General features: G+C 48.5%; 27 protein-coding genes, 1 pseudogene and 1 other annotated feature. Of the genes and pseudogenes, 24 read left to right on the forward strand and 4 right to left on the reverse strand.

Features of this window, described 5'->3' with window-relative positions:
* Positions 1-98: 98 nt before the first annotated feature.
* Positions 99-485, forward strand: a pseudogene (locus tag FFM82_RS05075) (transposase); the annotation flags it as partial.
* 157 nt (positions 486-642) lie between these two features.
* A complete protein-coding gene (locus FFM82_RS05080; protein WP_137644894.1) occupies positions 643-1,581 on the forward strand; it encodes a UbiA family prenyltransferase in 939 nt (312 codons plus the stop codon).
* A gap of 59 nt (positions 1,582-1,640) precedes the next feature.
* Here the strand turns inward: FFM82_RS05080 and yidC are convergent, their stop codons facing one another.
* Both yidC and FFM82_RS05090 read right to left on the reverse strand, forming a co-directional pair.
* A complete protein-coding gene (yidC, locus tag FFM82_RS05085) occupies positions 1,641-2,567 on the reverse strand; it encodes a membrane protein insertase YidC (protein ID WP_137644789.1) in 927 nt (308 codons plus the stop codon).
* Between the two features lie 65 nt (positions 2,568-2,632).
* Positions 2,633-2,905, reverse strand: coding sequence for an acylphosphatase (locus FFM82_RS05090; RefSeq protein ID WP_137644790.1), 273 nt, complete (start codon positions 2,903-2,905; stop codon positions 2,633-2,635).
* A 139-nt stretch (positions 2,906-3,044) separates the two neighbouring features.
* Between FFM82_RS05090 and FFM82_RS05095 the strand changes: the two genes are divergently transcribed.
* The 9 genes from FFM82_RS05095 to FFM82_RS05135 all read left to right on the forward strand — a co-directional run bounded on the left by FFM82_RS05095 (position 3,045) and on the right by FFM82_RS05135 (position 11,771).
* Positions 3,045-3,815 (forward strand): TrmH family RNA methyltransferase, encoded by a 771-nt coding sequence (locus FFM82_RS05095; RefSeq protein ID WP_137644791.1) that lies wholly within the window; start codon positions 3,045-3,047, stop codon positions 3,813-3,815.
* Between the two features lie 97 nt (positions 3,816-3,912).
* Complete coding sequence (locus tag FFM82_RS05100; RefSeq protein WP_137644792.1) at positions 3,913-4,419, forward strand: HD domain-containing protein; 507 nt, start codon at positions 3,913-3,915, stop codon at positions 4,417-4,419.
* A 22-nt stretch (positions 4,420-4,441) separates the two neighbouring features.
* The gene (locus FFM82_RS05105; RefSeq protein ID WP_137644793.1) at positions 4,442-4,804 is read left to right on the forward strand and encodes a winged helix-turn-helix transcriptional regulator; all 363 of its coding nucleotides are present in this window, start codon (positions 4,442-4,444) and stop codon (positions 4,802-4,804) included.
* Positions 4,805-4,850: 46 nt separating this feature from the next.
* Positions 4,851-5,083, forward strand: a binding site (T-box leader).
* 53 nt (positions 5,084-5,136) lie between these two features.
* Positions 5,137-6,183, forward strand: coding sequence for a phenylalanine--tRNA ligase subunit alpha (gene pheS / locus FFM82_RS05110; protein WP_137644794.1), 1,047 nt, complete (start codon positions 5,137-5,139; stop codon positions 6,181-6,183).
* Between the two features lie 11 nt (positions 6,184-6,194).
* A complete protein-coding gene (gene pheT, locus FFM82_RS05115) occupies positions 6,195-8,612 on the forward strand; it encodes a phenylalanine--tRNA ligase subunit beta (RefSeq protein ID WP_137644795.1) in 2,418 nt (805 codons plus the stop codon).
* A gap of 153 nt (positions 8,613-8,765) precedes the next feature.
* Complete coding sequence (gene mltG / locus FFM82_RS05120) at positions 8,766-9,959, forward strand: endolytic transglycosylase MltG (protein ID WP_137644796.1); 1,194 nt, start codon at positions 8,766-8,768, stop codon at positions 9,957-9,959.
* A 13-nt stretch (positions 9,960-9,972) separates the two neighbouring features.
* The gene (gene udk, locus FFM82_RS05125) at positions 9,973-10,605 is read left to right on the forward strand and encodes a uridine kinase (protein WP_137644797.1); all 633 of its coding nucleotides are present in this window, start codon (positions 9,973-9,975) and stop codon (positions 10,603-10,605) included.
* Positions 10,606-10,707: 102 nt separating this feature from the next.
* Entirely contained in the window at positions 10,708-11,190 is a 483-nt protein-coding gene (gene greA, locus FFM82_RS05130) for a transcription elongation factor GreA (protein WP_137644798.1), read from the forward strand.
* Between the two features lie 278 nt (positions 11,191-11,468).
* Positions 11,469-11,771 (forward strand): HesB/YadR/YfhF family protein, encoded by a 303-nt coding sequence (locus FFM82_RS05135; RefSeq protein ID WP_137644799.1) that lies wholly within the window; start codon positions 11,469-11,471, stop codon positions 11,769-11,771.
* Positions 11,772-12,065: 294 nt separating this feature from the next.
* On the opposite strand, the gene FFM82_RS05140 is transcribed toward FFM82_RS05135, so the two are convergent.
* Entirely contained in the window at positions 12,066-14,714 is a 2,649-nt protein-coding gene (locus FFM82_RS05140; RefSeq protein WP_137644800.1) for a YfhO family protein, read from the reverse strand.
* A gap of 204 nt (positions 14,715-14,918) precedes the next feature.
* Between FFM82_RS05140 and FFM82_RS05145 the strand changes: the two genes are divergently transcribed.
* From FFM82_RS05145 to FFM82_RS05175, 7 genes are all read left to right on the forward strand, one after another.
* Positions 14,919-16,949 (forward strand): peptidoglycan D,D-transpeptidase FtsI family protein, encoded by a 2,031-nt coding sequence (locus tag FFM82_RS05145; RefSeq protein WP_137644801.1) that lies wholly within the window; start codon positions 14,919-14,921, stop codon positions 16,947-16,949.
* Positions 16,950-17,113: 164 nt separating this feature from the next.
* The gene (gene rpmG / locus FFM82_RS05150) at positions 17,114-17,263 is read left to right on the forward strand and encodes a 50S ribosomal protein L33 (RefSeq protein WP_003638573.1); all 150 of its coding nucleotides are present in this window, start codon (positions 17,114-17,116) and stop codon (positions 17,261-17,263) included.
* A 148-nt stretch (positions 17,264-17,411) separates the two neighbouring features.
* Positions 17,412-17,972: a 5-formyltetrahydrofolate cyclo-ligase gene (locus FFM82_RS05155; RefSeq protein WP_137644802.1), complete on the forward strand. Its 561-nt coding sequence runs from the start codon at positions 17,412-17,414 to the stop codon at positions 17,970-17,972.
* Complete coding sequence (locus FFM82_RS05160) at positions 17,959-18,645, forward strand: rhomboid family intramembrane serine protease (RefSeq protein WP_137644803.1); 687 nt, start codon at positions 17,959-17,961, stop codon at positions 18,643-18,645. Before FFM82_RS05155 ends, FFM82_RS05160 begins: the two co-directional genes overlap by 14 nt.
* Positions 18,646-18,663: 18 nt before the next feature.
* Positions 18,664-18,885 (forward strand): YqgQ family protein, encoded by a 222-nt coding sequence (locus FFM82_RS05165; RefSeq protein ID WP_137644804.1) that lies wholly within the window; start codon positions 18,664-18,666, stop codon positions 18,883-18,885.
* Between the two features lie 17 nt (positions 18,886-18,902).
* On the forward strand, positions 18,903-19,865 hold the full coding sequence (locus FFM82_RS05170) for an ROK family glucokinase (RefSeq protein ID WP_137644805.1): 963 nt from the start codon (positions 18,903-18,905) through the stop codon (positions 19,863-19,865).
* Between the two features lie 131 nt (positions 19,866-19,996).
* Positions 19,997-20,410: a rhodanese-like domain-containing protein gene (locus tag FFM82_RS05175; RefSeq protein ID WP_137644806.1), complete on the forward strand. Its 414-nt coding sequence runs from the start codon at positions 19,997-19,999 to the stop codon at positions 20,408-20,410.
* Positions 20,411-20,464: 54 nt separating this feature from the next.
* Here FFM82_RS05175 and FFM82_RS05180 read toward each other — a convergent pair whose 3' ends face one another.
* Entirely contained in the window at positions 20,465-20,641 is a 177-nt protein-coding gene (locus FFM82_RS05180) for a DUF3042 family protein (RefSeq protein ID WP_137644807.1), read from the reverse strand.
* 97 nt (positions 20,642-20,738) lie between these two features.
* Between FFM82_RS05180 and FFM82_RS05185 the strand changes: the two genes are divergently transcribed.
* The 6 genes from FFM82_RS05185 to FFM82_RS05210 all read left to right on the forward strand — a co-directional run bounded on the left by FFM82_RS05185 (position 20,739) and on the right by FFM82_RS05210 (position 26,296).
* Positions 20,739-21,476, forward strand: a complete 738-nt coding sequence (locus FFM82_RS05185; RefSeq protein ID WP_137644808.1) for a glycerophosphodiester phosphodiesterase — start codon at positions 20,739-20,741, stop codon at positions 21,474-21,476.
* A complete protein-coding gene (gene miaA, locus FFM82_RS05190; RefSeq protein WP_137644809.1) occupies positions 21,477-22,403 on the forward strand; it encodes a tRNA (adenosine(37)-N6)-dimethylallyltransferase MiaA in 927 nt (308 codons plus the stop codon).
* A 112-nt stretch (positions 22,404-22,515) separates the two neighbouring features.
* Positions 22,516-22,896, forward strand: coding sequence for a MerR family transcriptional regulator (locus FFM82_RS05195; RefSeq protein WP_137644810.1), 381 nt, complete (start codon positions 22,516-22,518; stop codon positions 22,894-22,896).
* Positions 22,897-22,939: 43 nt separating this feature from the next.
* Positions 22,940-24,286 carry a glutamine synthetase family protein gene (locus tag FFM82_RS05200; protein WP_137644811.1) on the forward strand — a complete coding sequence of 449 codons (1,347 nt, stop codon included), beginning with the start codon at positions 22,940-22,942 and terminating at the stop codon, positions 24,284-24,286.
* A gap of 176 nt (positions 24,287-24,462) precedes the next feature.
* Positions 24,463-25,350 (forward strand): exonuclease SbcC, encoded by an 888-nt coding sequence (locus FFM82_RS05205; protein ID WP_137644812.1) that lies wholly within the window; start codon positions 24,463-24,465, stop codon positions 25,348-25,350.
* On the forward strand, positions 25,340-26,296 hold the full coding sequence (locus FFM82_RS05210) for a hypothetical protein (protein WP_137644813.1): 957 nt from the start codon (positions 25,340-25,342) through the stop codon (positions 26,294-26,296). The genes FFM82_RS05205 and FFM82_RS05210 overlap by 11 nt, the downstream gene beginning before the upstream one ends.
* Positions 26,297-26,299 lie beyond the last annotated feature (3 nt).

Here is a 26,299-nt window from a genome sequence, read left to right on the forward strand (position 1 = left end):
CAGTTTTAAAAATCAAAAGCGTAAGCAAATAGGACGAGAAACCAAAATTCGGTTTCTCGTCCTATTTGCTTATACAGAGGCTAGTTATGTCACAGCCCCATCTTAAGGACCGTTTGACTCAAGAACAGCTCGTGCATGAAGGCTTGGATTTAAATCAGCAATTTACTCAAACCTACCTTATCGCTCATGACTTAGTCAAAGCCTTTCAAAACCGCGATTATTCGGCCTTTATCACGATTCTTGGCAAGGTAGAAAACGTTAGTCCACAGCTCATGACCACCATCAAAACCTTTATTCATAACAAACAATTAATAGCAAACATGGCCAGTGGGAATTTGTCAAATGGTCCCATCGAAGGGGTTAATCGAAAAATCAAACAGATCAAACGAACTGCGTATGGTTATCGAAACTGGCAAAACTTTATCTATCGCATTCAAGTCTCATTTAAAATCAAAATCACAAAAAAGAACCCAATTCGTAAATGAATTGGATTCTCAAATTAGTCCTCATCAACACCGGTTGACAAAGAGCCTTTATTTCACAAAAGCTAGTGTTAACCGCTTGCATTTTTGGTATAGTGGTATTGCACGAAATTATTTTATGGGGGCGAAATAGTTGACAAACGAACCAACTTATCAACCGATGACGGTTAAAATTTTCTTACAATTCATCCGGTTGAATGCGAAGGCGGCTAGCGTGGTACCGTACTTCATTGGGATCCTTTTTTCAATTTATTATTTTCACGCGTTTAACTGGGTCAATTCATTGATCTACTTGATCGCACAGGTGGCGATTGCACTGTTTGTGACCGGGTTCAATAACGTTCAGGACTACTACCTGGCTAAGGATTTGCATTACCGGGATACCTATAACATCGTGGGACGTGAACACTTATCGCCGCGGCGGTCGATGGCGCTGGTACTGGTGATGTTAGCAACTGCAATTATTTTAGGCATCGTCTTGGTTTTTAAAACCAATTTTCTACTTTTATTCATGGGAGCCGCGGCAATTGGCGTGGCCATCTTTTATACCTACGGACCAGTACCGTTTTCACGCTTCCCGTTGGGTGAACTGTTATCGGGCTGTGTCGAAGGATTCGGAGTTTTCTTCCTCAGCGTTTACATGAACGTGGCCACCCCGGTTTTGGCCGGTTTTACGTTGGACTGGCCGCAGTTCGCGTTGGTCGGTAACTTGGAAAATATTTTGGTGATGGTCCTAGTCGGGCTGCCAGGAATCTTCTTAGTTGCCAACATCATGTTAGCCGATAACATTTCCGACTTGCAGCAAGATATTCGCAACGAACGCTACACCGTACCGTATTACATCGGCCACCGGCGGTCACTGCAAGTTTACGATACGCTGGCATTGCTCGGTTACGTACCGGTGATTATTAGTGTCATTTTGCAAATTTTGCCGATTTACCAATTATTGGTCTTACTAGTCTTACCGAAGATCATCAAGAACATCAAGGCGTTTAACGCGGTTCAAATTAAGGAAACTACTTTTAACACCGCACCGCAAAACTTGATGTTATTTCAGGGGATGCAGTTATTGGGGCTGATCTTAGGCATTATTTTTTAAGCTAAGGTCAAACTAAAAGCGCTTGAAGTCATTGGCTTCAAGCGCTTTGCTGTCTCTATTTAGTGATGGTGGTGACGTTGCTGTTTGCCAGCGTTACGGCCCTGACCCGGTTTACGGGCTGCCGTTGGTTGGGACGGTGTTTCACTAGCCTTGACCGGTTTCGGCTTAGGTGCGGCCGGTGTTGGCGTTTTAATTGGGTGTTTTTTCAATTCCGCTGCAACTTCGCGCCGAATCCGTGGGCGGAAGAAGTTGATGATCAACGTCTGTAAGCAGGCAAATAACCCACCGACGAAGAAGTACAGGCCTAGTCCGGCTGGTGCTGGTAGTGAAATGAACAGAATCATAATCGGACTAATAATCAGCATCATTCGCATTTGCTTCTTTTGGTCGTCCGGTAGCCCAATCATTGATAAGTAACCCTGAGCTAAGTAGGAAAGAAAGGCCAGAATCGCAATCAGCATACTTGATTTACCTAATTGCATTCCCATGAACACTGAATGTTTCATCTCATCTGAGTAAGCAATTGCCGAGTAGAGGGCTGAGAAAATTGGCAATTGAATTAGCAACGGCAAGCAACCGATGCCACCGGTCATACTGATGCCATTATCGCGGTACAGTTGCATTAATTCGCTGCTGACGGCCGCCTTTTCGTCGGGCGTTTGGGCCGCTTTTTGACGTTCCTGAATTTTCTGCATCTGCGGCTTAACCGCTGCCATTTTTTCCTGTTGGTAAGTTGATTTTCGTTGTTGGTTGATCATCATCGGTAATAGGACTAACCGGACGATCACCGTCAGCAAGATGATGGCCCATCCGTAGTTATTACCGAGCAGGCTGGCTAACCAATCCATGACGGCTTGGCCAGGTACGGCCAGGTAATGATAAACGGGGCCGGTGGGCCTACCATTCTTCGTCTGGACACAACCGCTTAAAAACAGTGCGAGCGTGGGCAGCGTTAGCATTAACGTGAGCCCTTTTTTAGATTTCAATAGCATATGATCCCCTTTAATTTAAACGTATATAAAGATGATGATACTAGACCTCAGGGGGGATTTCAATTAGTTATCCGAAAATTATGGTAGTTTTGTGGCTCGGTCTCGCGGACTAGTAGTTGGTCAACGCGGCCGTAGTCGGTCGGGGACTGACGAATCACGTCGATGAAGACTTGCACCCGTTGATCCTCGCCCTCGGCTTCGATAAAGACCGAACCGTCCATTAAGTTGCGGACGATGCCGTTGACGCCGCATTTATCCGCGGCGACTTTGGTGGCCCAGCGGAAACCGACGCCCTGAACGCGGCCACTGGCTTGTAAGGTTACTGCGCGCATAACTGTCACTTCCTTGTTAAAGATGGCGTTACGGACGACGAAGCATCCACTAATATAATAGCATTTCAGGGCGCTGCTCGCGATATGCTATACTTGAAAATAAACGAGCATGTTACGGAAAAGGAAGAGCACACAAACCATGGAAAAAATCAATTCATTACAAAACGCCCACGTGAAGGCGTGGAAAAAGTTACAAACCAAAAAGGGGCGCCGGCAACAGGGCCTATACTTGTTAGACGGTTGGCACCTCGTTAATGAGGCCTTAAAAGCCAAACAGCCAATCAAAGCGTTGTTGATCACGGCCAAACAGTTGGCGACCAAGCCAGACTTGACGGTTTTTCCAACGGTGATCGAAATTTCGGAGGAAGTGGCCGCCCACATCAGTGCGACCGTTACCCCCCAGGGGGTCTTTGCCCTGGTTCCGTTGGCAACTTCACAGGCCGATCCGCTGACTGACTTGGATCTGACTCGGCCGTGGTTGTTATTGGATAACGTGCAGGATCCCGGTAACATTGGCACGATGGTGCGGACCGCGGACGCCGCCGGCTTTGCCGGGGTCGCCTTTGGCCGTGGAACCGTCGACCTGCACCAACCCAAGGTGGAACGGTCGATGCAGGGGAGTCAGTTTCATTTGAAACTGATTAGTACCGACCTGGAAAGCTTGGTTGAGCGCTTGCACACAGCGGACGTTCCGGTTTACGGGTCGGAGTTGAACCCGCAAGCAGCCCAGTACTTAGACGTGCGGGCGCCGGCCTGTTTTGGCCTGATTATGGGCAATGAGGGTAACGGGATGCGGCGGGAGTTACTGGCGTTGACCGATAAAAATCTTTATATTCCAATTAAAGGCCAGGCCGAATCGTTGAACGTGGCGGTCGCTGCCGGTATCCTGATGTTCGGGCTTTACCGCTGAGTTGGAGGTTAGATTCCCGTTTAAATTGGGCAAAATACTTTCAAAGTTACTTACTTTTTAGTAGAATAGCGGTAGTTATTAACAAAGGGAGCTTTTAATGAAAACTAATGCGTGGAAACAAGATTCTGAATACGTGGCAGTTGTGGCCGATTTATTAGCTCAGCCAGCCGTGCAACGGCTCGCTGATTTTACCCAACACCACCATTCGAATCGCTTAGATCATTCGATTGCAGTCTCATATGATAGTTATGTGTTAGCTAAGAAGTGGCATCTGAATACCACGGCAGTTGCTCGTGGTGGATTATTACATGATTTGTTTTATTATGACTGGCGCGAAACGAAGTTTGATTTGGGTTCGCACGCGTTTATCCACCCACGGGTCGCGTTACGTAACGCGGAAAAGTTGACGAAGTTGACGCCAATGGAAAAGGATATCATTTTAAAGCACATGTTCGGGGCGACGCTAGCCGTGCCGAAATACCGTGAAAGTTTGCTCGTTTCCCTAGTCGATGATTTTGAAGCAGAACAAGAGTTTTTTGGCCCGCTCAAGTTAAAGTTGGCTAAACAGTTAGATCGGTTCCGAGGTAAGGTCTCCGCCGGTTAGTAGATTTTTGGAGGTCATGCAAATGTCAGAAATGATAGCAGCGACGGTTGAAGATTCGGCCGTAGACTTCGAACTGTGTCCGAAGTTTGAAAAGACGTTTTCCATTCTGGGTAAGAAATGGAACGGGTTGATTATTGACGTCTTACTGGAAGACGGCCCGCAACGGTTCAAAAACCTAGCGCGCCGAATTCCTAAGTGTAGCGACCGCGTCTTAGTTGTCCGGTTGAAAGAGTTAGAAGCTAACGGGATCGTTAGTCGGGTCACGCACCGTGATTCGGCCCTGATCGAGTACCGGTTAACAACTAAGGGTAAGGATTTACGCCAAGTGATGGATACCGTCCATGCATGGTCCGATAAGTGGTTTAGTCCGGCTCAGTGTAATTAGTGGGTTGACGTGGCGCACGCTTTGCCATAGACTTACAGTGTAGATTGAAAAAGCCTTGACGAGAAGTAGTAGTTAGTAGCGGCGTCATAGGGAAGGGTGTCACCGATTGAAAGCACCCGGACGCTTTAAGCTAATGAATTCACTCTCTGAGCTGAAATTGGGCGTTTGTACGAACAAATAATTTTCCGGTACCCGACCGTTATCGACGGGAAAAGTGCACGGGGCTAGGCCAACTAGCGCCGTGAACAAGGGTGGTACCGCGATGACCTCGTCCCTTTTTGGACGGGGTCTTTTTTTGTGCCAACGTGACTTAAGAATATTGGAGGATGCATATGAGTTTACAAGATCGGTTAACTGAATTACGTGATCAAGGCTTGGCCGACATTCAAGCGGCTGACGTACTAAAAAAAGTCAACCAAGTGAAAGTTGACCTGCTAGGTAAAAAGGGTCCAATTACGGAAGTCCTACGTGGGATGCGCGACTTAGCGCCGGAAGAACGGCCTAAGGTTGGGGCGTACGCCAACGAAGTCCGCGACCGGCTACAACAAGCCATTGATAACCGGCGGGCGGAATTGGAACAAGCCGCCGTCAACAAGCAGTTGGTGGTTGAAAAATTGGACGTGACGTTACCAGGACGGGAAGTTCCCCAAGGGCAACCACACGTGATTACGCAGATTATTACGGAATTGGAAGACCTATTCATGGGGATGGGTTACCAAATCGTTGATGGTGACGAAGTTGAAGAAGATTACTATAACTTTGAACGCTTGAACTTACCAAAAGACCACCCGGCCCGCGATATGCAGGATACGTTCTACATTACCAAGGACGTCCTGTTACGGACCCAAACTTCGGCGGACCAACCGCGCTCACTAGAAAACCACGACTTTTCGAAGGGGCCGTTGAAGGTCTTATCACCAGGACGGGTTTACCGGCGGGACACCGATGACGCGACTCATTCCCACCAATTCCACCAAATCGAAGGGTTAGTCGTGGATAAGCACGTGACGATGGCCGACTTAAAGGGGACGTTGACGTTGGTCTCGAAGACGTTGTTCGGTGACCAGTTCGACGTTCGTTTACGGCCAAGTTACTTCCCGTTTACGGAACCTTCCGTTGAAGCGGACGTTACTTGCTTTAATTGTGGCGGTAAGGGCTGTGGCATTTGTAAACAAACTGGCTGGATCGAAGTTCTCGGTGCCGGTATGGTGCACCCACACGTCTTAGAAATGTCCGGAATCGATCCCGAAGTGTACGGTGGTTTTGCCTTTGGTTTAGGGCCAGACCGCTTTGCGATGTTGAAGTACGGGGTTGACGACATTCGGAACTTCTACCTTAACGACGTTCGGTTCTTATCACAGTTTTACAAGAAAGGCTAGGAGGAGTCCCCATGAGAATTTCTACACAATGGTTACAAGATTATTTAAAGCTGGACATTCCGGCCGATGAATTAGCAGAAAAGATTGAACGGACCGCCGTTGAAGTTGACGGCGTGATCCGGCCGAACGAAGGGCAAAAAAAGGTGGTCGTGGGCCACGTTGAAACTTGCGAACCCCATCCGGATTCCGACCACTTACACGTTTGCCAAGTCGACGTCGGTGAAGACGAACCGTTACAAATTGTCTGTGGAGCGCCAAACGTGGCCGCTGGTGAAAACGTCATCGTGGCGTTACCGAACTCCTGGATCGGGAACCATACAAAAATCAAAAAGAGCAAGATGCGCGGCGTAAAATCAAACGGGATGTTGTGCGCCCTTGATGAATTAGGCTTTGACGAAAAGTTGGTGCCAAAAGAAGTTGCGGATGGTATTTTTATTTTACCCGCCGACGCAACGCCCGGCGAACCCGTTTTTGGTTACCTCGGGATGGATGATGAAATCATCGACATGTCGGTGACACCGAACCGTGGTGACATGCTAAGTATGAACGGGACCGCGCACGAGTTGGCCGCCATTTACAATCAAACGCCGACGATGCCAACGGTTGACTTACATGAAGACGCTGCCGATGACGTGAACGGCCAGTTAACGGTACGGGTTGACGCCGACAAACACGACGTTCCGCAATACAAGATGCGCTTAATCAAGAACGTTCACGTGCAACCAAGTCCGCTCTGGTTACAAATTCGGATTTGGAACGCCGGCATGCGGCCAATCAATAACGTGGTCGATGCGACGAACTACGTCTTAATGCAATACGGGCAACCACTGCACGCTTTTGACTACGATCAATTGACGGACGGCCAAGTGAACGTACGCTTAGCTAAGGCGGGCGAACATTTAACTACGTTGGACGGTGAGGACCGGGAATTACTAGCGACCGACTTGCTGATTTGTAGTGACGACCAACCGATTTGCTTGGCCGGTACGATGGGTGGTTTGGACACCGAAGTGACCGCCAAGACAACGACGATTGCCTTGGAAGGTGCGGTCTTTGACGCCGTTAAAATTCGTAAGGCTGCCCATAACCACGACTTGCACAGTGAAGCCTCGATGCGCTACGAACGGGGCATCGACCACGGCATGACGGTGACCGCGTTGGATGCCGCCGCTGCCATGATTGCTGAATTAGGTCAGGGAACGGTTGCTAAGGGCGTTGCGGTTGGTCGCGACGAAGACGTTCAACCGTTTGAAGTGACCATCACCTTATCGAAAATCAACCACGTTTTAGGAACAACGTTAACCAGTGACACGGTACTGGACATCTTCAAGCGCTTGGACTTTCCAACTAAGCTGGATGGTGAAACCTATACCGTCACGGTACCATCACGACGGTGGGATATTCACCTGCCAGCCGATCTGATTGAAGAAGTCGCCCGGCTATACGGGTATGATAACTTGCCGGCAACCTTACCGGCGGGCCAACCAACCATCGGGAAACTCAACGAAACTCAGCGCGTGATCCGCGATTCTCGCAAAATGATGGAAAGTGCCGGCTTAACTCAGGCCATTAGTTACTCACTGACCACTGAGGAAAAGGCGAAGGCCTTTGCGTTAAGTGCTAGTGACGTAACCAAGTTGGACTTCCCAATGAGTTCTGAACGGACGACGTTACGGTTAAGCCTGGTTTCCGGATTATTGGACGACCTCGCTTATAATAACGCCCGCAAGGAACATAACGTGGCCTTATACGAACAGGGGCGGGTCTTCTATAGCCAACCCGACCAAGTTCGGCCGAAGGAAATCGAACACATTGCCGGTGCAATTACGGGTTCGATGGTCAAGAAGAGCTGGGGCGTTGCCGAACAACCGGTTGATTTTTACCAAATCAAGGGAATTGTTGCGGGCTACTTGAAACGCTTAGCCTTAGCCGGGACGGTCAGTTACGTGGCAACTAGTGATATGCCGGAGATGCACCCTGGCCGGACTGCTAATATTTTTGTTGATGAGACGTTGGTTGGGTTCGTCGGTGAAGTGCACCCAACAACCGCTAAGGCTTACAAGATCCGTGAAACTTACGTCTTTGAACTTGATTTATCGGCTTTGATTGCTTTACCAAAGGCTCAACAACAATATCAACCAATTTCTAAGTTCCCAAGTATTACCCGCGACGTGGCTATGCTGGTTGATGATACCGTTACTAACGCGGACGTGGTCGCCCTAATTACCGATAAGGGTGGCGCGCACTTGCAAAACGTGACGCTGTTTGACGTTTATAACGGCAAGCACGTCCCGGCGGGCAAGAAATCGCTGGCCTACACCTTAACTTATCGTGACCAAAACGCGACCCTGATCGACGATGACGTTACGGCAGCCTTCAACAAAGTCTTGGAAGCTCTGACTGAGAAATTAGGGGCAGAGATTCGTTAATCTTTTTAGAACAGTTCTCAACGGTGGTTGGGAGCTGTTTTTTTGTCAAAAGACGCTGAATTGGTCGATTTACTTTAAAAAATCGCTAAAACTCAGTGTGAACTAGTGCAAAGGCCAGCACAGTCTTGTATAATTGATAGGATTAATTAACAAATGGAGGGGCGAATCTTGAATAACGACCAGGATAACCAGGATCAAAAAAACAAGGCTTCCGTTCAACCGGAACGGTTAGAACGGACTGAACGTAAGTCATTTTCAAAGCACGTCATCGGTGGCGTTGTCGGTATTTTAATTGTTTTATTGATTATTGTCGGCTTCATGGGCTACCGTTACTTTGACAATGCGACCCAGCCTTACGACCGTAAAGATAACCAAGTCGTGCAGGTCAACATTCCCTACGGTGCTAACGGGAAAAAGATTGCGGATATTTTGCAATCGAATAAAGTCATTAAGAGTGGCTTTGTTTTTGAATATTGGACGAAAGCCCACAACCTCTCTAACTTTCACGCGGGTTATTACCAGCTGAAACCATCAATGAGCTTGGAAAAAATTGCTAAGACGCTGAATAAGGGTGGCTCGTCCGAACCGATTCAAAGTTCGACTGGCCGGGTGTTGGTCGTCGAGGGCAGCCAAATCAAGACGATTGCCAAGACGGTTGAAAAGCAGACCGACTTTACGGCCGCCGAATTTTTGGCCCTGATGAAGGATAAGACCTTTATTCAGTCGCTGGCCAAGAAGTACCCGCAATTGTTGGCGTCGTCGATGGCTGCTAAGAAGGTTCGTTACCACCTCGAAGGTTATTTGTACCCTGCAACTTACCAAGTGGGTAAAAAGATGACGTTGAAGCAGTTGGTTACCCAAATGGTTGCCAAGACGGATCAGGAACTGCAACCGTACTACACCGAAATCAAGAAGTCGAAGATGTCCGTTCAAGAGATTATGACGTTAGCGTCACTTGTTGAACGTGAAGGCAGTACCAAGAAGGACCGGCGCTTGATTGCCGGGGTCTTCTTAAACCGCTTGGAAGCTAAGTGGCGTTTGGATTCGGATATTTCAGTGTTCTACGCCATCAATTCGACTAAGTCGACGTTGACCGCGAAGGAATTGCAAACCGACTCGCCGTATAATTTACGTAAACACTTAGGTTACGGCCCCGGACCATTTAACAGCCCGAGCCTGACCTCGATTAAAGCCGTCTTAGAACCCGCCCAACGTAGTAAGAACTACATGTACTTCGTTGCCGACCTTAAGACCGGTAAAGTGTACTATGCAACCGATGCTGCTGGTCACGCAGCAAACATTGAAAAGGTATCAAAACACAACGAAGCAGCAGAAAATGGAAAATGAGGCTAAAGCAACTATGAGTGAAATTAAACGTCATCAGCGCCCAGTGGTTATTGGGGTCACCGGTGGTTCAGGTAGTGGTAAGACCACCGTTAGCAAGGCAATTTATAACCAATTATCCAGTCAGTCGCTACTGATTTTGCAACAAGATTCCTACTACAATGATCAAAGCGACATGACGATGGCTCAGCGCCACGCGGTCAATTATGACCACCCGTTAGCCTTTGATACCGACTTGATGATCAAGCAAATCAAGCAGTTGTTGGCTTACCAGTCGATTAAAAAGCCGGTTTATGATTACGAACAGTACACCCGGAGCGCGGAAACGATTCATCAGGAGCCCCGCGACGTAATCATCGTTGAAGGCGTGCTAATTTTGGATGATCAGCGGCTACGTGATTTAATGGACATTAAGGTCTTCGTTGATACCGACGACGATATTCGAATCATTCGCCGGATTCAGCGCGATATTAAGGAACGCGGCCGGACGTTGGACTCGGTGATCAACCAGTACTTAGCGACCGTCAAACCGATGTATCACCAGTTCGTTGAACCAACCAAGCGCTACGCCGACATCATCGTGCCTGAAGGTGGCGAAAACGAAGTGGCGATTGATTTGTTAACGACCAAAGTCCGGTCGATTTTATAGACCATTTGATCAGGATTCAGAATTTCGGAGTTTACATTTAAAATTCGAAATGGTAGTCTGTTCATTGATATTACAATTACAGGAATTAGAGGAGTGGAAACATTGGCAGAAGACAAAACGTATCCAATGACAGAAGAGGGTAAGGTTAAGCTTGAAAACGAGCTTGAAGATTTAAAAATCAACCAGCGCCCAGAAATTATTAACCGAATTAAAATTGCACGGAGCTACGGGGACTTATCCGAAAACTCCGAGTATGAATCAGCTAAGAACGAACAAAGCTTGTTGGAAAACCGAATCAAAACGGTGGAACACATGCTGCAATACGCTGAGATTATTGACAGTGATCAAATCGATGAAAACGAAGTTTCGGTTGGTAAAATCGTGACTTTCAAGGAATTACCCGATGAAGAGCCCGAAAGTTACACGATCGTTGGGGCGGCGGAAGCTGACCCGATGGCCGGTAAAATTTCGAATGACTCACCGATTGCAAAGGGCTTAATTGGTCACCACGTCGACGAAGAAATTTCAATCGACATCCCGGCCGGCTCAATGAAAGTCAAGATTTTGAAGGTTGAAAACGCCTAAGTTAACTGGTATATGAAAGTACGAAAGCGTTGCTTAACGATATTAATCGCGAAGCAACGCTTTTTTGTCACTAGCAAGTGAATTAATAGCGTCAGGAGGTAGTACCCGATGGGTTGTGAAAGGTCTAACGTGGCCAGCAATTTTGGCAGCGGGGCGGGTGACGCCCCGCTTAGCTAGTTGGATGACGGTGTTCAGCGGTTGCTCACTGCGTCTCAATGTTGCGTTTTTGATGCAAACAGGGGACAATAACTGTAAACGATTACAGGTGAGGTGCGACGATGAAAATTACGATTACGGATGCAGCAAGTCAGTGGTTCCACGATGATATGGGCGTGACGACCGGTAACGGGGTCCGCTTTTTCGGTAAGACCTACGGAAAGACCGCGGTCCACAGCGGCTTTTCAATTGGGTTGATGCGCGACGACCAGCCCCACAAACCGATTGTCGAGACGGTTAAGGACGGCGTTAACTACTATGTTAACGACCGTGATGAATGGTTTTTTAACGGTTACGATTTGAAGGTCGATTATGATCCGGAAAATGACGGGCCTAAGTACGATTATATTAAAAATAACGAGTAATTAACCCAACGTGGGACCAAAAGGTAACTGACTTTTGGTCCCACGTTTTGACAATCAATCAAGTCCGGATGGTGGGCACTTCCTAGTCCGCTTAGTCATCCCGTAATTGCGACCTTATTTGGTTTGGGAGGGGGTCCTTTTTAAGCGGTGATTATCAGCTTTAGTAAAGTTATTCCGGAATTACGCTTAGCGCTGGGGCTCTCCTAGTCACAACAGTCAGGTTCGCTGCAATTCAAAAAGCGCCGTAAAACCATTCCAGGTTTTACGACGCTAATTTTTATTTGGTTTCAGTACCTAAAAATGTAACTGGTCACGCCGCCGTTTCAGTGCGAACCAGCCGATGGTGCCAATCACGGCGCCCCCGGTAATCAGGCTACCGCTGAGTAGTAACGGTGGCCGGTAAGTCAACGTGACCGTATGGTGGCCCTTGCTGAGTGGCACGGTTACGAAAGTATTGATTGCTTTTTTGGTTTTAACGGCCTTGCCATCAACGGTGGCATGCCAGCCCTTGGAGTACGGAACGGTTGTCATCAAGACTTGGTTTTTCTTGGTGATGTTAATGGTTCCGCTCAACTTGCGACTAGAGTGCTTGGTTAAGTGCCAAGGCTGTTGCTGCAACTTTTTCGCGGATTGCTTGAATTCGGCATTATCCAACTTATACAGGGTAAAGTTTTGCAACCACAGCGACGTTTTCTTCATTTGGATTCCAAAGGTGACCGTCTTACCCTTACTGTTTGCGGCCACGTTGACCGCAATGGTGTGGCGGTAAGTTGGGTACTGCTTGAGTTCCTTGCCGTTAATGTAATAGCTGGCATTATCCGTATTGAGGTTAGACCCAAGTGTAATGTAGTAAGAATCGTTGGTCCGCGGTGTAAACTTAAAGTAAATCGAACCAGTTTTACCCAGGTTCTGTTTATTCAGCACTGATCCGGTCAACGTGGTGACCTTTTTAACGTTTTGGAAAACGACTTCGTCAAAGTTCTCGGCGCTGATCAGACCACTCGTTGACCGGCCGGCCAGTGTTTGGTAGATCAACTCTTGGCGGGCGATTGGATCCCCGGTCGTTTTGGAAACGTGCAGGTCGTTGATTGCGGCCGACGCGCCGAACCCTAATCCTAACGCGTACGGGTTCTTGTAGGTGGCAACTTTTTTAGTGCTGAGCCTAGATTGACCCCGGTAGTTGGTCAGGTCCGGTTTGGTGCTAGTGACCGGAATGTAACTACGGTAGTTCGTGTTGCTCTGCTGTGCCGTGGGAACCTTCTTATCCATGAAGTACTGCATGTCGAGCAGCGAATCACTGATCAAAGTCCCGTTAGTATAGGCGACCACGCCGTCACCGTCTGGTTGGCCAATCGAACCGAAGAAGTTCGGAATAATTTTTTCAAAGGTCGAACTGAAATGGTCGGCGCCGTTATAGGCGGCCTGCATCGGGTCGTCCTTAGTCCGGGTGAAGGTCTTACCAATTCGGTAGAAACTGCTGTCACTCGCTTTGATTTTAGCCACACTTTGGTTCAGCGCGCTGGTGTAATTACCGAACTCGGCTTGCGAGACGTACGACAGGTTATTTAATGAAGCGAAAGCGTTAATCCCCATATCGACTGTCACTAGCAAGAGGGCGATTACCTGGTAGATACGCCGGCGCTGTTTGCCAACTAGTAGGAAAATCAACGTCACGGCGGCTAAGCCAATCGTAATCATCAGGTTGGCCTTGGTGACAAAACTGACGTGTTTTAGGTTCAAGTAGACGGTAGTAAAGCCGCTAACGCTTAAGACTAACATGATCGCGGCTTGCCACCACTTGACCGTTAACTTGTCGGTTAAGGCCTGGGCACCCAGCCAGACAATCCAAAAGCAGAAGACGAACGAGAAGCGATAAGGGTACCAGACTGGGAACTGGTCGGCGTGCCAGAGTAAGTCGAGCGGCTCGTAACAAAATGAGAGTAGGAGGACGGCGGTAACCAGTAAGCTGCTTAGTTTGACCGTCCAATGGAATTTACGGCGTAGGAAGAACAGCATGAAGGCGAAGATCGCCAACCAAGCGACGTAAAAATTAGGTTGACCGGACGGCATTTGATCGAAATTAAACGTCCCGGTAACGAACTTGGCAATCATTTTCCACGGCGCGTACTCGAATTTCCAGTGAACCTTGGTGACGTTGTACTTGGCCTTACTCTGCATCAACGCCCAAAAGGTCGGTAGTAACAGCCAGGCGGATAGGGCGACGGCGAGTAAGCCCCCCCAGGCAAACTTGGCAACGTGCACGACCAACGTCTTGACGTTTTGCCAGTACTTCGTCGCGGCGTATAACCAGTATAAGCAACTAAAGAGGATCACCATGTAACCCATGTAGTAGTTATCGATTAACATGACCGCTAACCAACCGGCAAAGTAGCGGACCTTACCGGTTTTGAAGAGCCGCTCGAGCCCCAAGATGACCATTGGTAAGATGGCCGTTGTATCTAACCAAATCATGTTTAGTTGGTTGGCAATCATCCAGCCCATCATGGCGTAGGCGGTACTGAAAGTCGGGACTAGCCAGCCTTTCTGGGTCTTAGTTTTGGTGAGCAACCAAGCAAAGGATAGTCCGGCAAACCCGTACTTTAGGACGGTGACGATAAAAATGCCGGTCGTGATTGATTGACCAGGGAAGAATAAGTAGATTAAATTAAAGGGACTCATTAAATAGTAAGCCCACACCCCGACCATTTCACCACCAATGGTTTTGGAAAAGGAATAGAAAAATGCACTCGGGTCGTGTAACAGCGTGTGTCGAAAATAAGCAAATAAATCGACGTACTGTTGACCGAGGTCCACGGTGAGCAAGCTGCTGGAACCAAACGGGGCCATGCCGCGGTAAATGAAGTAACCGGTCATGGTCAGGAGTGGGAGCCAGAAGCTGACCCATAGCGGCCAGGTGCGTTTGTCAAAAAAACGACGGATCATTAGAAATGCCACCTCAATCTCTTTTACAATGCGTTTCAGCCGGCTTCAAAACTTCAAAAAAATATTAAAATACTGAATATCGGCTGAAATTTTCATGTCTATCGTATAGAATAGCATAGTAGTATTGCAATTATTAAGGATTGCTAGTCACATCTGGTAAAATTTCAAAAAATGTTTACCAAATTAAGAACGGGAGCCTGAGAATTGAAACTGTTTAAGAAAATTACTGCGAATCGGGATCCAAATAAGTCCCACATTCCGTTTCGACTAAACTTTTTATTCTTTATCGTCTTTTTGCTGTTTGCTGCGTTAATTGGGCAGTTAGCTTACTTACAGGTCGATTACGGACAAAAATTTCGAACGGAAGTCAACTCCGCTAACAACACAACGGCAACGGGGAAGGTTCAGCGGGGGTCGGTTTACGATTCTACCGGCCGGGTCTTAGTTGGTAATAAGTCCCACCAGGCGATTCAATACACCAAGGGCCTCAATGTGGCGGCAACTAAGATGTACGGGGTCGCAACTAAGTTAAGTCAATTCTTGACGATTCCGACCGACACCTTAACGGACCGTAACCTCGCGGACTATTACTTGGCCAGTGCCAGTAACTTAAAGGCGGTCGCTAAGAAGGTCAAGACTTCGACTGACGAGGACGTGATGTACGCCAGAGAAGTCGCCTACACCGAAAAACACCTGATCAATGATTTGACCGACCAGCAAAAGAAAGCGGCTGCCATCTACTATAAGATGAATTCGGCGTACTCGTTATCAACGGTCAACATTAAATCAACCGGCGTAACGAATACGGAGCTGGCCCAAATTGGGGAACACCAGTCGGAAATGCCCGGTGTGAAGGTCGGGACGAGTTGGACACGAAGTTACCCGAACGGGACTGACCTGAGCAGTGTGCTTGGGACGGTCACAACCGAAAAGCAGGGGTTGCCAAGTGATGACGTCAAGACGTTATTAGCTAAGGGTTACGCCCGTGACGATTCGGTCGGACAAAGTCAGTTGGAAAAGCAGTATGAAGACGTCCTGCGCGGAACGAAGTCGCAAACCGAAGTTAAGACGCAGGATGGTGTTATTCAAAAAGAAATTGAGAAGTACGGCGGCTCGAAGGGGGACAACCTTCAGTTAACGATCAATTCGAAATTTCAAAAGCAAGTTCAAAGTATCATTCGCTCGGTGGTCGGTTCCAACGTCGGTTCGAACCCGTACATGTCCGGTGCCTACGCCGTGGTTCTGAACCCGAATAACGGGTCGGTCTACGCGTTGGCCGGGGTTGACCGCAATACGTCGACCGGGAAGATTACGGAAAACGCCCTCGGGACGATCAACCAATCGATCGTTATGGGGTCGGTCGTTAAGGGCGCCACGGTCATGGGGGCTTTGCAGGACGGTGTCATTACGCCAACCAACAGTACGCTGACCGACGTGCCAATCAAGTTAGCCGGTACGGCAGCCAAGACGTCCTGGTTCAACAAGTCCGGGAATATGAACCTGGCATTGAACGCCTCAACGGCGATGGAAGTTTCCTCTAACTCGTATATGATGCAGCTGGCGATGAAGGAAGGTAACTTCAATTACGCGGCGGGCAAGGCCCTGACGATGTCGTCGAGCGTCTTCTCAAAGTTACGTGGTTACTTTAACGAATTTGGGTTAGGCGTGAAGACCGGGATTGACTTACCAGGCGAAGCCACTGGTTACCAAGGGGCGTCAACCCGCGCTAACATTGGTAAAGCGCTGGACTTGTCCTACGGGAACTACGATTCCTACACGACGATTCAAGTTGCCCAGTACATCGCAACGATGGCCAACGGTGGTCGGCGAATTGCCCCTCACGTGGTCGGTGCCGTCACTGGGACCAAGGCTAACGGGAAACAAGGCGCCGTTAAGACCAACGTCGGCGCCCGGGTGCTGAACACGATCGACGTGCCGTCATCGTACTTTGACGTGGTTCACCAAGGCTACTGGAACGTAGTCCACGGGAGCATGTCACAACGGACTGGGAGTGCGTTAGCCGACTTGTCACCAGCCGTAGCGGCTAAGTCTGGGACTGCCGAAACGTTCCACGGAACCGTTTCAACTGAAACCCTGAGTTTGGCTACTTACGCGCCGTATAAGAACCCGAAGGTTGCGATTGCAATCGTCTTTCCGGGGATGTCCGGCGGGAGCGCGAACATGACGGCGGCGACTCAGATTTACAAGGCATTCTGGAAGTATTATGGTAAATAGCGGGCGGGCGCGGTGCAACCGCGTTTTACACCCGGATTAAAATTTGTTAGAATCGGTACCAGTATCAGAATTGATACTGGTATTTTTAATTCATTAATGGTATAGTAGTTTGAGTTAAGGGCTATGGCCCTAGAATTTGCGAATGAGTTTGGAGGGTCAACAACATGCGGGTACACATTACACTTGAATGTACTGAATGCCACGAACGTAACTACTTATCTTCAAAGAACCGTCGGAACAATCCTGACCGGGTCGAATTTAAGAAGTACTGTCCTCGTGAACATAAAGTCACTTTACATCGCGAAACAAAATAACAACGGGGTGACCTGTTGTTTTTCAGCAACATTGTCATTAGACAATGGGTTTCTCATTTGTTGGCAACGACCGGAATCTTCCGGAGTGTTAATGAATGAGATTTTTTTGTATCGATAACTAAAAAATAGCTTGGTGGGGGTTACGACCGTGGAAAAAAAAGCCTTTCGAAAACAACAAATTAGTCAGCTCAGCAAAATGACCGCTGAACAACGGGTTGCGCAAAACTTGTCGCTGCAACAACAGCTCTTCGCTAGTGCCGCGTGGCAGCGGGCCCAGACGGTCGCGGTCACCATCAGCAGCCCGATTGAAGTCGATACCCGCCCGTTCGTTCAGCAAGCTTGGCAAGAGGGGAAAACGGTCTTGATTCCCAAGACGTTACCCCACCGTCAAATGGCCTTTTACCCGTACACGGCCAGCAGTCAGCTTGAACGGACCAAGTTTGGCATCTTGGAACCGGTTGATGGTGAAGCCGTCGCTAAAAAAGCGATTGATTTGATCATCGTGCCTGGCCTAGGGTATAGCTTGGATCAGCACGCCCGCATTGGTTTTGGTGGTGGCTATTACGACCGCTACTTGGCTGATTTTAAGGGAACCAAATTAACGGTCGCTTACCAGCAAATGGCATTTGCCACTGCCCAGTGGCCGGTCGATGCGTTTGATATTTTACTCGACGAGGTACTCGTCGCAAAGGAAGGTGAGCGTGATTAAACGATGGTGGCAAACGGAACCCGCAGTAACCCAGGTTATTTTAGCGGTCACGGTCGCGTTCTTCTTAATCCCGTGGCTCCTGATGGGCAGCCAGGGAATCTGGCTAGTCAACATGATGGGGCTCAAAAATAATCAGGCGATTATAGCCGGTGAGTGGTGGCGATTCATCACGCCGATGTTTCTGCACGCAAATTTGACCCACATCGCGTTGAACGCGGTGGTGATTTACTTTATGGGGGTCCAGATCGAAGCAATGTTTGGGCACTGGCGGATGCTGGTCATTTACTTGATTGGTGGCATCAGTGGCAACATCCTGAGTTTTGCGTTATCGAATAACCAGTCGCTGGGCGCTAGTACCGCCTGCTTCGCGTTATTCGGGGCCTTCCTGATGGTCGGTGAGTCGTTCTGGGAGAACCCGGTGATTCGGCAGCTGGCGAGCCGCTTCTTACTCTTAACGGTGATCAACCTGGTCTTTGACCTGTTTTCGACCGGCATTGATATTTGGGGGCACGTCGGCGGTGCCATTGGTGGCTTTTTAATCGCCTACACGCTGGGCGTCCCCCGAATCGGTAAAATTTCGAATTTAAAGCGAATTTTAGCGACGGTCGTCCTTGTGATTGCTTGGGTAGCGCTGCTAAAAATGGGTTTTACAAATGGTGAATTAACTGTATAATAAATCGAGGATATGCACATGAAAACACTCTACGACGTCCAACAATTACTGAAAAAGTTTGGTGTGTACGTTTACGTGGGCAAACGTATTTGGGATATCGAACTGATGGCCATCGAGGTGGATCACCTCTATCAGGCCGGGGTGATCGATGCCAAAATGTATTCCCGCGTAAAACTCGTATTGAGTCATGAGCACCGGCTAGAAGCAGAACATGAGCGCGCAAAAGGCGCGCCGCATTAATGGAGGGATTTAGCAACATGGAGCGCAAATTAATTGGGGTCGACCTTGGTGGTACGACGACAAAGTTCGCTATTTTAACTGAAAATGGTGACATCCAACAAAAATGGAGTATCGATACGACGATTTTAGATGAAGGATCCCACATCGTTCCTAACATCATCGATTCGATCAACCACCACATCGATCTTTACAAGATGGACCGTTCCCAATTTATCGGTATCGGGATGGGAACTCCCGGGACCGTTGATTTGGACAAGGGGACCGTTATTGGGGCGTACAACTTAAACTGGAAGACCTTACAACCAGTTAAGAAACAAATTGAAGAAGGTACCGGGATCAAGTTTACGCTCGATAACGACGCCAACGTTGCCGCACTTGGCGAACGCTGGAAGGGTGCCGGTGAAAACGGCAGTGACGTGGTGTTCGTTACCCTTGGTACGGGGGTTGGCGGTGGCGTCATCGCTGACGGTCGCCTCTTACACGGTACGGCTGGTGCGGCTGGTGAAATCGGCCACGTGACGGTTGAACCAAACGGCTACATGTGTACTTGTGGCAAGAAGGGTTGCTTGGAACAATACGCTTCGGCAACCGGGGTGGTTCACGTTGCACGGGATATGGCGGAAGAATTCTCCGGTAACTCTAAGTTAAAGCAACTTTTAGATAACGGTGAAGAAATCAGTTCTAAGATCACGTTCGACCTTGCTAAGGAAGGCGACATTTTAGCGAAGAGCGTCGTTGACCGGGTTTCATACTACTTAGGCTTAGCCTTGGGTAACGTTGGTAACACGATGAACCCGTCGTCCATCATTATTGGTGGGGGCGTTTCCGCTGCCGGTGACTTCTTGTTACAACAAGTTATCGCCTACTTCAAGCAGTTTACTTTCCCAACGGTTCGGAACACGACCGTTTTGAAGTTAGCCGTCTTGGGTAACGATGCCGGGGTCATTGGTGCCGGCTCATTAGCACAACGTTTCATCTAGCGAGAATAACTTGGGGGTGCCGGCACGCGTGTCGGCGCCTTTTTTGTTGGCAAGGGGATAATTACCGCTTGCCCCTAGTCAAAGTAAGCGGTTTTGTGTAAAATAGTAAGGTAGAAAATAGGAGGGATATCGTGGTTTTAGGTGCACTTACCGGTTGGGGGTACGTCAACGTTGTTTTGTTGATCCTCATCGCGGCTTACGTTATTTATGAGTTATATAGTTATATTCGGCGCAAGCAGGTTTCCACCATGCTGGAAGAAGACGATTTTCAAGCGGGTATGCGGAAAGCGCAAGTCATTGATTTACGGGAAAAGAAAGAATTTGATGCGGGTCATATTTTGGGTGCCCGCAACATTCCGTTTAATCAATTGAAAGTCCGGATGGCGGAACTACGGACGGATATGCCGGTATACTTATATGATCAAACCCATAGTTTGAGTACCCGGGCCGTTGTGACGTTGCATAAAAACGGTTTTAAAGAGTTGTATATTTTAAAGCCCGGTTACGCACGCTGGGAAGGCAAGACGAAAAAAGCCAAGTATTAAAAAATGGCGGCAAGAACAAAATAATTTTGTTCGGGCCACCATTTTTTACGTTAATTAGCCGTTATGAGCGGAGCGACTCTTGCGCATTGCTTTTTTACGGCTTTCTTCGAATTTATTTTCTTGTTCTTCGATTGGATCCACAACCTGTTTCTTAAAGGATAAAACGGAACCAATCACGGCGCCGGCCGTTGCCACGACCCCGAATAAGAAGCCACGTGTAAATGATTTCATAGTTTGAACCTCCTAGCTGTTATTAGTTTTATTATGCTTGTTTTTTGCCGAGATATCAATGATTTAAAGCTTGAATTTCGAAAATGGGGATGGAAAAATGCGGACACAGATTATTGCACACCGTGGCAGTAAGGGGACCCGGCCGGAAAATACCCTAGTGGCGTTTCGCGCTGCAATTGCGGATGGGGCGGATGGCATCGAGACCGACGTTCACTTGTCACGGGACGGTCACCTGATCATCATGCACGACGAACGGGTTGACCGGACGACTGATGGGGAAGGCTTGATTCAGGACCTAACGTTAGCCCAGTTAAAACGGCTGGACGCTGGCAGCTACTTTGACCCGGCCTACACCAACACGCGGGTCCCAACGTTGGATGACGTTGTGCAGTTGCTAGTGGCGCAACATTTCACCGGAATCTTTAATTTAGAACTTAAGACCAATAAGATTCATTATGAGGGAATTGAAGATTTGGTGGCCGACTATTTTGACCAGCACTCGGTGCCTTTCAAACTGGTTTACTCCAGCTTTTATGCCAAATCGGTGGAACGCTTGCACCGCTTACAGCCAGAGGTTGAAACCGATAGTCTCTTTTCGGCCCGGCGCCGAATTGCGCGCCGGTTACACGCCCAGCACGTTGTTTTGGGCTACCACCCGGCCATGCGCTGGGTGCGCTTGAACTGGTTGTGGTTACCCAAGATTCAGTTGCGACCGTGGACCGTTAACAAACCGCGCGACATGCGCTTTTGTTTTCGGCACCGCTTTGCGGGTATTATTACGGATTATCCGGGACTGGCTTATCAAATACGACAAAATTATCGGGGTGAACATTAAGTGCAACAAAATAAAGTTTTATTGATAGCGGGACCGACCGCGGTCGGCAAAACGGCCCTATCGTTAGAGTTGGCCCACCAATTGAACGGTGAAATTATTTCTGGCGACTCGATGCAGGTGTATCAAAAATTAGACATTGGGACGGCTAAAGTGCTGCCGGAAGAACGGGCGGGAATCCCGCATTATCTGATTGATATTAAGACGGTTGACCAACGCTTTACGGTCGCTGAATTTGTGACCCGGACGACCGCGCTGATCACGGCCATCAACGCCCGTGGTAAGTTACCGATCGTGGTTGGTGGCACCGGCTTTTATTTGCAATCACTACTAGCGGGCTACCAGTTTGGGCCGAGTGATGGCGATCCCGACTGGGCGTTTCGTCAGCATTGGTTTGATCAAGCGGCCACGGCGGGTAATCAGGTGGCGTGGGACGCTTTGAACCAAGTGGACCCGGCTACCGCCGCAACGGTGGCACCCGCTAACCTGGTGCGGATAATCCGGGCGCTCGAGTATTATCACCAGACCGGTAAGCGTTTCTCGGAGCAGGCCGACGTACCGGACGTTCAGTTAGACGCACGCACGCTTTGTCTAACTACCGACCGCTCCCGGTTATACGACCGGATCAATCAACGGGTCGACCTGATGATGGCCGACGGGCTGGTTGATGAAGCCCGCTGGCTATTTGACCAGGGCGGGGCGGCTTTACCGGCCGGCAAGGGGATTGGTTACCACGAGCTCTTCGGCTACTTTGAGCACCAACGGAGCTTGGCTGACGCGGTTGACCTAATTAAGCGCGATTCGCGCCACTATGCCAAGCGACAGCTGACCTGGTTCCGAAATAAGATGACGGTGACGTGGTTTGATTTATTGGAACACCCCGAGCAACGGCGCGAAATCGACCAGCAACTGGCTAGTTGGTTAAGCTAAAATATAAATTGGTCTACCTAAATTTGCATATGTCATGTTTTCTTACATGAATTGTTGACTTTCACCATTCAGATTGCTACTATTAAGTCTGTATTAAAGGAGGAGGGTCGCTATGAAGGAGAAGGAGCTTCGTCGTTCGTTGGCTGTTTTGCCAATTGGTACGGTTATGAAGTTGACTGATTTGTCCGCTCGTCAGATTCGGTACTACGAAGAGCAGGGCCTGATCGTTCCCGAACGCAACGCCGGTAACCGGCGGATGTTCTCGTTGAACGATATTGATCGGTTGCTTGAAATCAAGGATTACCTAGCCGATGGCATTAATATGGCTGGCATTAAAGAAGTCTATGAACTACAAAAGCAACGGGCTAAGCAAAAGCAAGCCGCACTAGCCCGACCGCTGACCGACGACGACGTTCGCCGAATCCTCCATGACGAATTCCTGAATCTTGGGCGTTTGCAGTCTGATCCCGGGCCGCATTACCCCGCGCATTAAATGCGTCTGCATCCATTAGTCAATCATTTAAGGAGCGATTTTCATGGCAAAACAGCAGTACACCAAGGACGATATCCGTCGTATCGTTAAGGAAGAGAACGTTAACTTTTTACGGCTAATGTTCACCGACTTATTCGGGACGATCAAGAACGTTGAAGTTCCAGTTTCACAGCTCGATAAATTACTCGACAACAAGCTGATGTTTGATGGGTCATCCATCGACGGCTTCGTACGGATCGAAGAAAGTGATATGTACCTCTACCCAGACCTTTCAACTTGGTTGATCATGCCTTGGAACACGGAACATGGTAAAATTGCCCGGTTGATCTGTGAAGTTTACACGCCGGATAAGAAGCCGTTCGAAGGTGATCCGCGTAATAACTTGATCCGGGTCCTGAGTGACATGCGCGATGCGGGCTTCACTGCCTTTAACATCGGGACTGAACCTGAATTCTTCCTCTTTAAGATGAATGATAAGGGTGAACCAACGACGGAATTAAACGACAAGGGGAGTTACTTCGACCTTGCACCAATGGACTTGGGTGAAAACTGCCGCCGCGACATTGCGTTGGAATTAGAACGCTTAGGCTTTAACGTTGAAGCCAGCCACCACGAAGTTGCCCCTGGCCAACACGAAATCGACTTTAAATATGCGGATGCGCTGAGTGCTGCTGATCACATTCAAACCTTTAAGCTGGTTGTTAAGACGATTGCCCGTAAGTATAATTTGTGGGCAACTTTCATGCCAAAACCGCTGAACGGCGTGAACGGGTCCGGGATGCACGTTAACATGTCACTCTTCCACGATAAGGGGAACGCCTTTTATGATCCGGAAGAAAAGGACGAATTACAATTATCGACGGATGCCTACCACTTCTTGGGCGGCTTGATGAAACACGCCCGTAGTTACACGGCGGTTACCAACCCAACCGTCAACTCTTATAAGCGGTTAGTTCCGGGTTACGAAGCACCGGTTTACGTGGCTTGGTCCGCATCTAACCGGTCACCAATGATTCGGATTCCAAGTGCCCGTGGGTTATCGACCCGCTTGGAATTACGGAGCGTTGACGCGTCAACCAACCCTTACTTGGCCTTTGCGGCGGTCTTGGAAGCCGGACTGGACGGTATTAAGAATAATATCGAACCACCGAAGAGTGTTGACCGCAACATCTACGTGATGAACGAAGACGAACGGCACGCGGCGGGGATTGCCGACTTACCATCGACCTTGCACAACGCGTTAAAGGAATTCCAGACGGATCCAACGATGAAGAAGGCCTTAGGACCACACATTTATCAAAGCTTCCTGGAAGCTAAGCGGCTGGAATGGGCTTCTTACCGTCAGCAAGTCAGTGAATGGGAACGCGATCAATACATGGAACTGTATTAAAAACTAAACTGATTGATTCTAAAACGGTTAGGAAGCTTCGGCGACCTGACCGTTTTTTTATATTTTTGGAAAATTAGCGGTGTTAACCTTTATTAATTTAACAATTTTCGGTAACATTAACTTGTAGTGCAATTCACCAAGTTTCAAAGATTGAAAATGATTGCAAGGAGATTATTATGGAAAAACAAAATCAGCCTGATCTTGAAAATCAAGATCAACCAACGCGCGTGCTTACGGACCGCCTTCAACAAAAGTTGGACTACGTGACCACGCTGCGCCAAGCAATTACGGCTGGTGACGACCGGTTGATCTACGAATTGATCGATGGTGACCATTATCACCAAGCCTTATTAAACGAGGAACCGGATTCAACCCGTAACGCCCAAGTGGATTTAATTACGGACGTTCATCCGGCAATCAGTCATTACTTGAGCACGAAATTAATTGATTATTTGGCGCGCGAGTACCCATTTTTCTACTATGAAGAAACCCATCTCGGCGAGTTCCAAATTTACTTTGGTAACTGGTGGGACCGGCGGCGGTTTGGCAAACTAAATGTTTTGAAGGTTGCCTTTGAGTTTGATAGTGATGAATTTAATAAGCTGCAACAAACGTTTGCCTTAGCGGCGACCCACAAGCGTTTTAACACCGACCAAATTCAAAAAATTTCGGCGGCCAGTGACCAACTCCAAAAATTGATCGACGCCCAGAGTGACCGTGACGACCAAAAAGATACGTTACGGAAACAATTAAAAGAAAACGGGCAGCGGAACTCCTTATTCGATTCTGGTCGAATTAAGGAAGAGCGCCAACAAATCATTGACCAGTTAACTAAGTTGGCTGATCAAGACGAGCAGGCCAATAATGCGCACGCTGCAATGAAAGATAACGAAGCGAAGATCTTGACGTTGTCTAAAGAAGACACCATTTTAGCATACGAAAAGCAAGCCATTGAAAACGCCTTTAAGAGCTTCGAGAATTTTAATGAGCGTAATCGTAGTCTGTACGTAGATTACTTGACCACGCTGATTGGAAAGGCGCAGGTAGCGGACGATGAGCAATAATGAACAGCAAACAGAAACTGACGCGGCAACGCTGAGCACCCACGGCAAACTAACGATGTTTAACGAAGGCCTGAAAAACGGCCTGGCTAACGGTGAAAAGTTTACCGCGCTAATGGACCAGTTGATTGAAACGACCGATGGTGAAACTTTACTAGGGGCGGCACAGCAGTTAGCCAATTTTAAGTTGGATTCCGCGTACGTGACTTTTCCGCACCAGTATCAAAATGCGGATTACTACCTGATTTTTATGAGCCGCCTGTTAGCAATGCACCAAAACGAAAAGCCGGTCTTGAATTCGCAACGGCATAGTGAATCACTATTCCACGTCTTCGAAGACCTGAGCGATGATTATACGTTCCGTTTTGAAGTCGTTAGTGATGCGAACGGTGGCGCCTATTACCATGAGCAGACGACCGGTGAGAATCTCTTTTATATCCACCTGGAACGGCGGTTATTGCGGTTTAACAGTACGGCCTTTACCAATTTATTTATTAATAAGTTGTTGCTAAAGGGAACCGGGATCGACCAAATCAACGCGGTCTTAACCACGTTAATTGCGTTTGGACACTACTTGCGCAACGACTTTGGTTTTAACGTCGATTTCAATATTTTAGACGTGGACAACGCGGCGAAGTACGAACTGCGGGCTGCGGATCTGGACCGTTCGATCGTCGACAAGTTATTCGTGACGGCGGCCGAACACGACTACATGCTGCGCAACTCGCAGCATGGTAACGGCGCTGAAATTGAATTGCGAGACGGCCTTATTGTCGACTTGTTCAATAACACGCCGGACGGGCAGGCACGCTGGGTCTTAACGGTTCACGACCCGCAACAAGAGGTATCCTGGTTCGACGTCTTGCTCCACTTTGACTTCATGCGTGACTGGTACCTAGATAATATCGACGCCTTAGAAATTAAAGCGGATCCATTAGTTTTTGCTTAATGA

Source organism: Lactiplantibacillus plajomi, from assembly GCF_005405405.1.
GTDB lineage: Bacteria > Bacillota > Bacilli > Lactobacillales > Lactobacillaceae > Lactiplantibacillus > Lactiplantibacillus plajomi.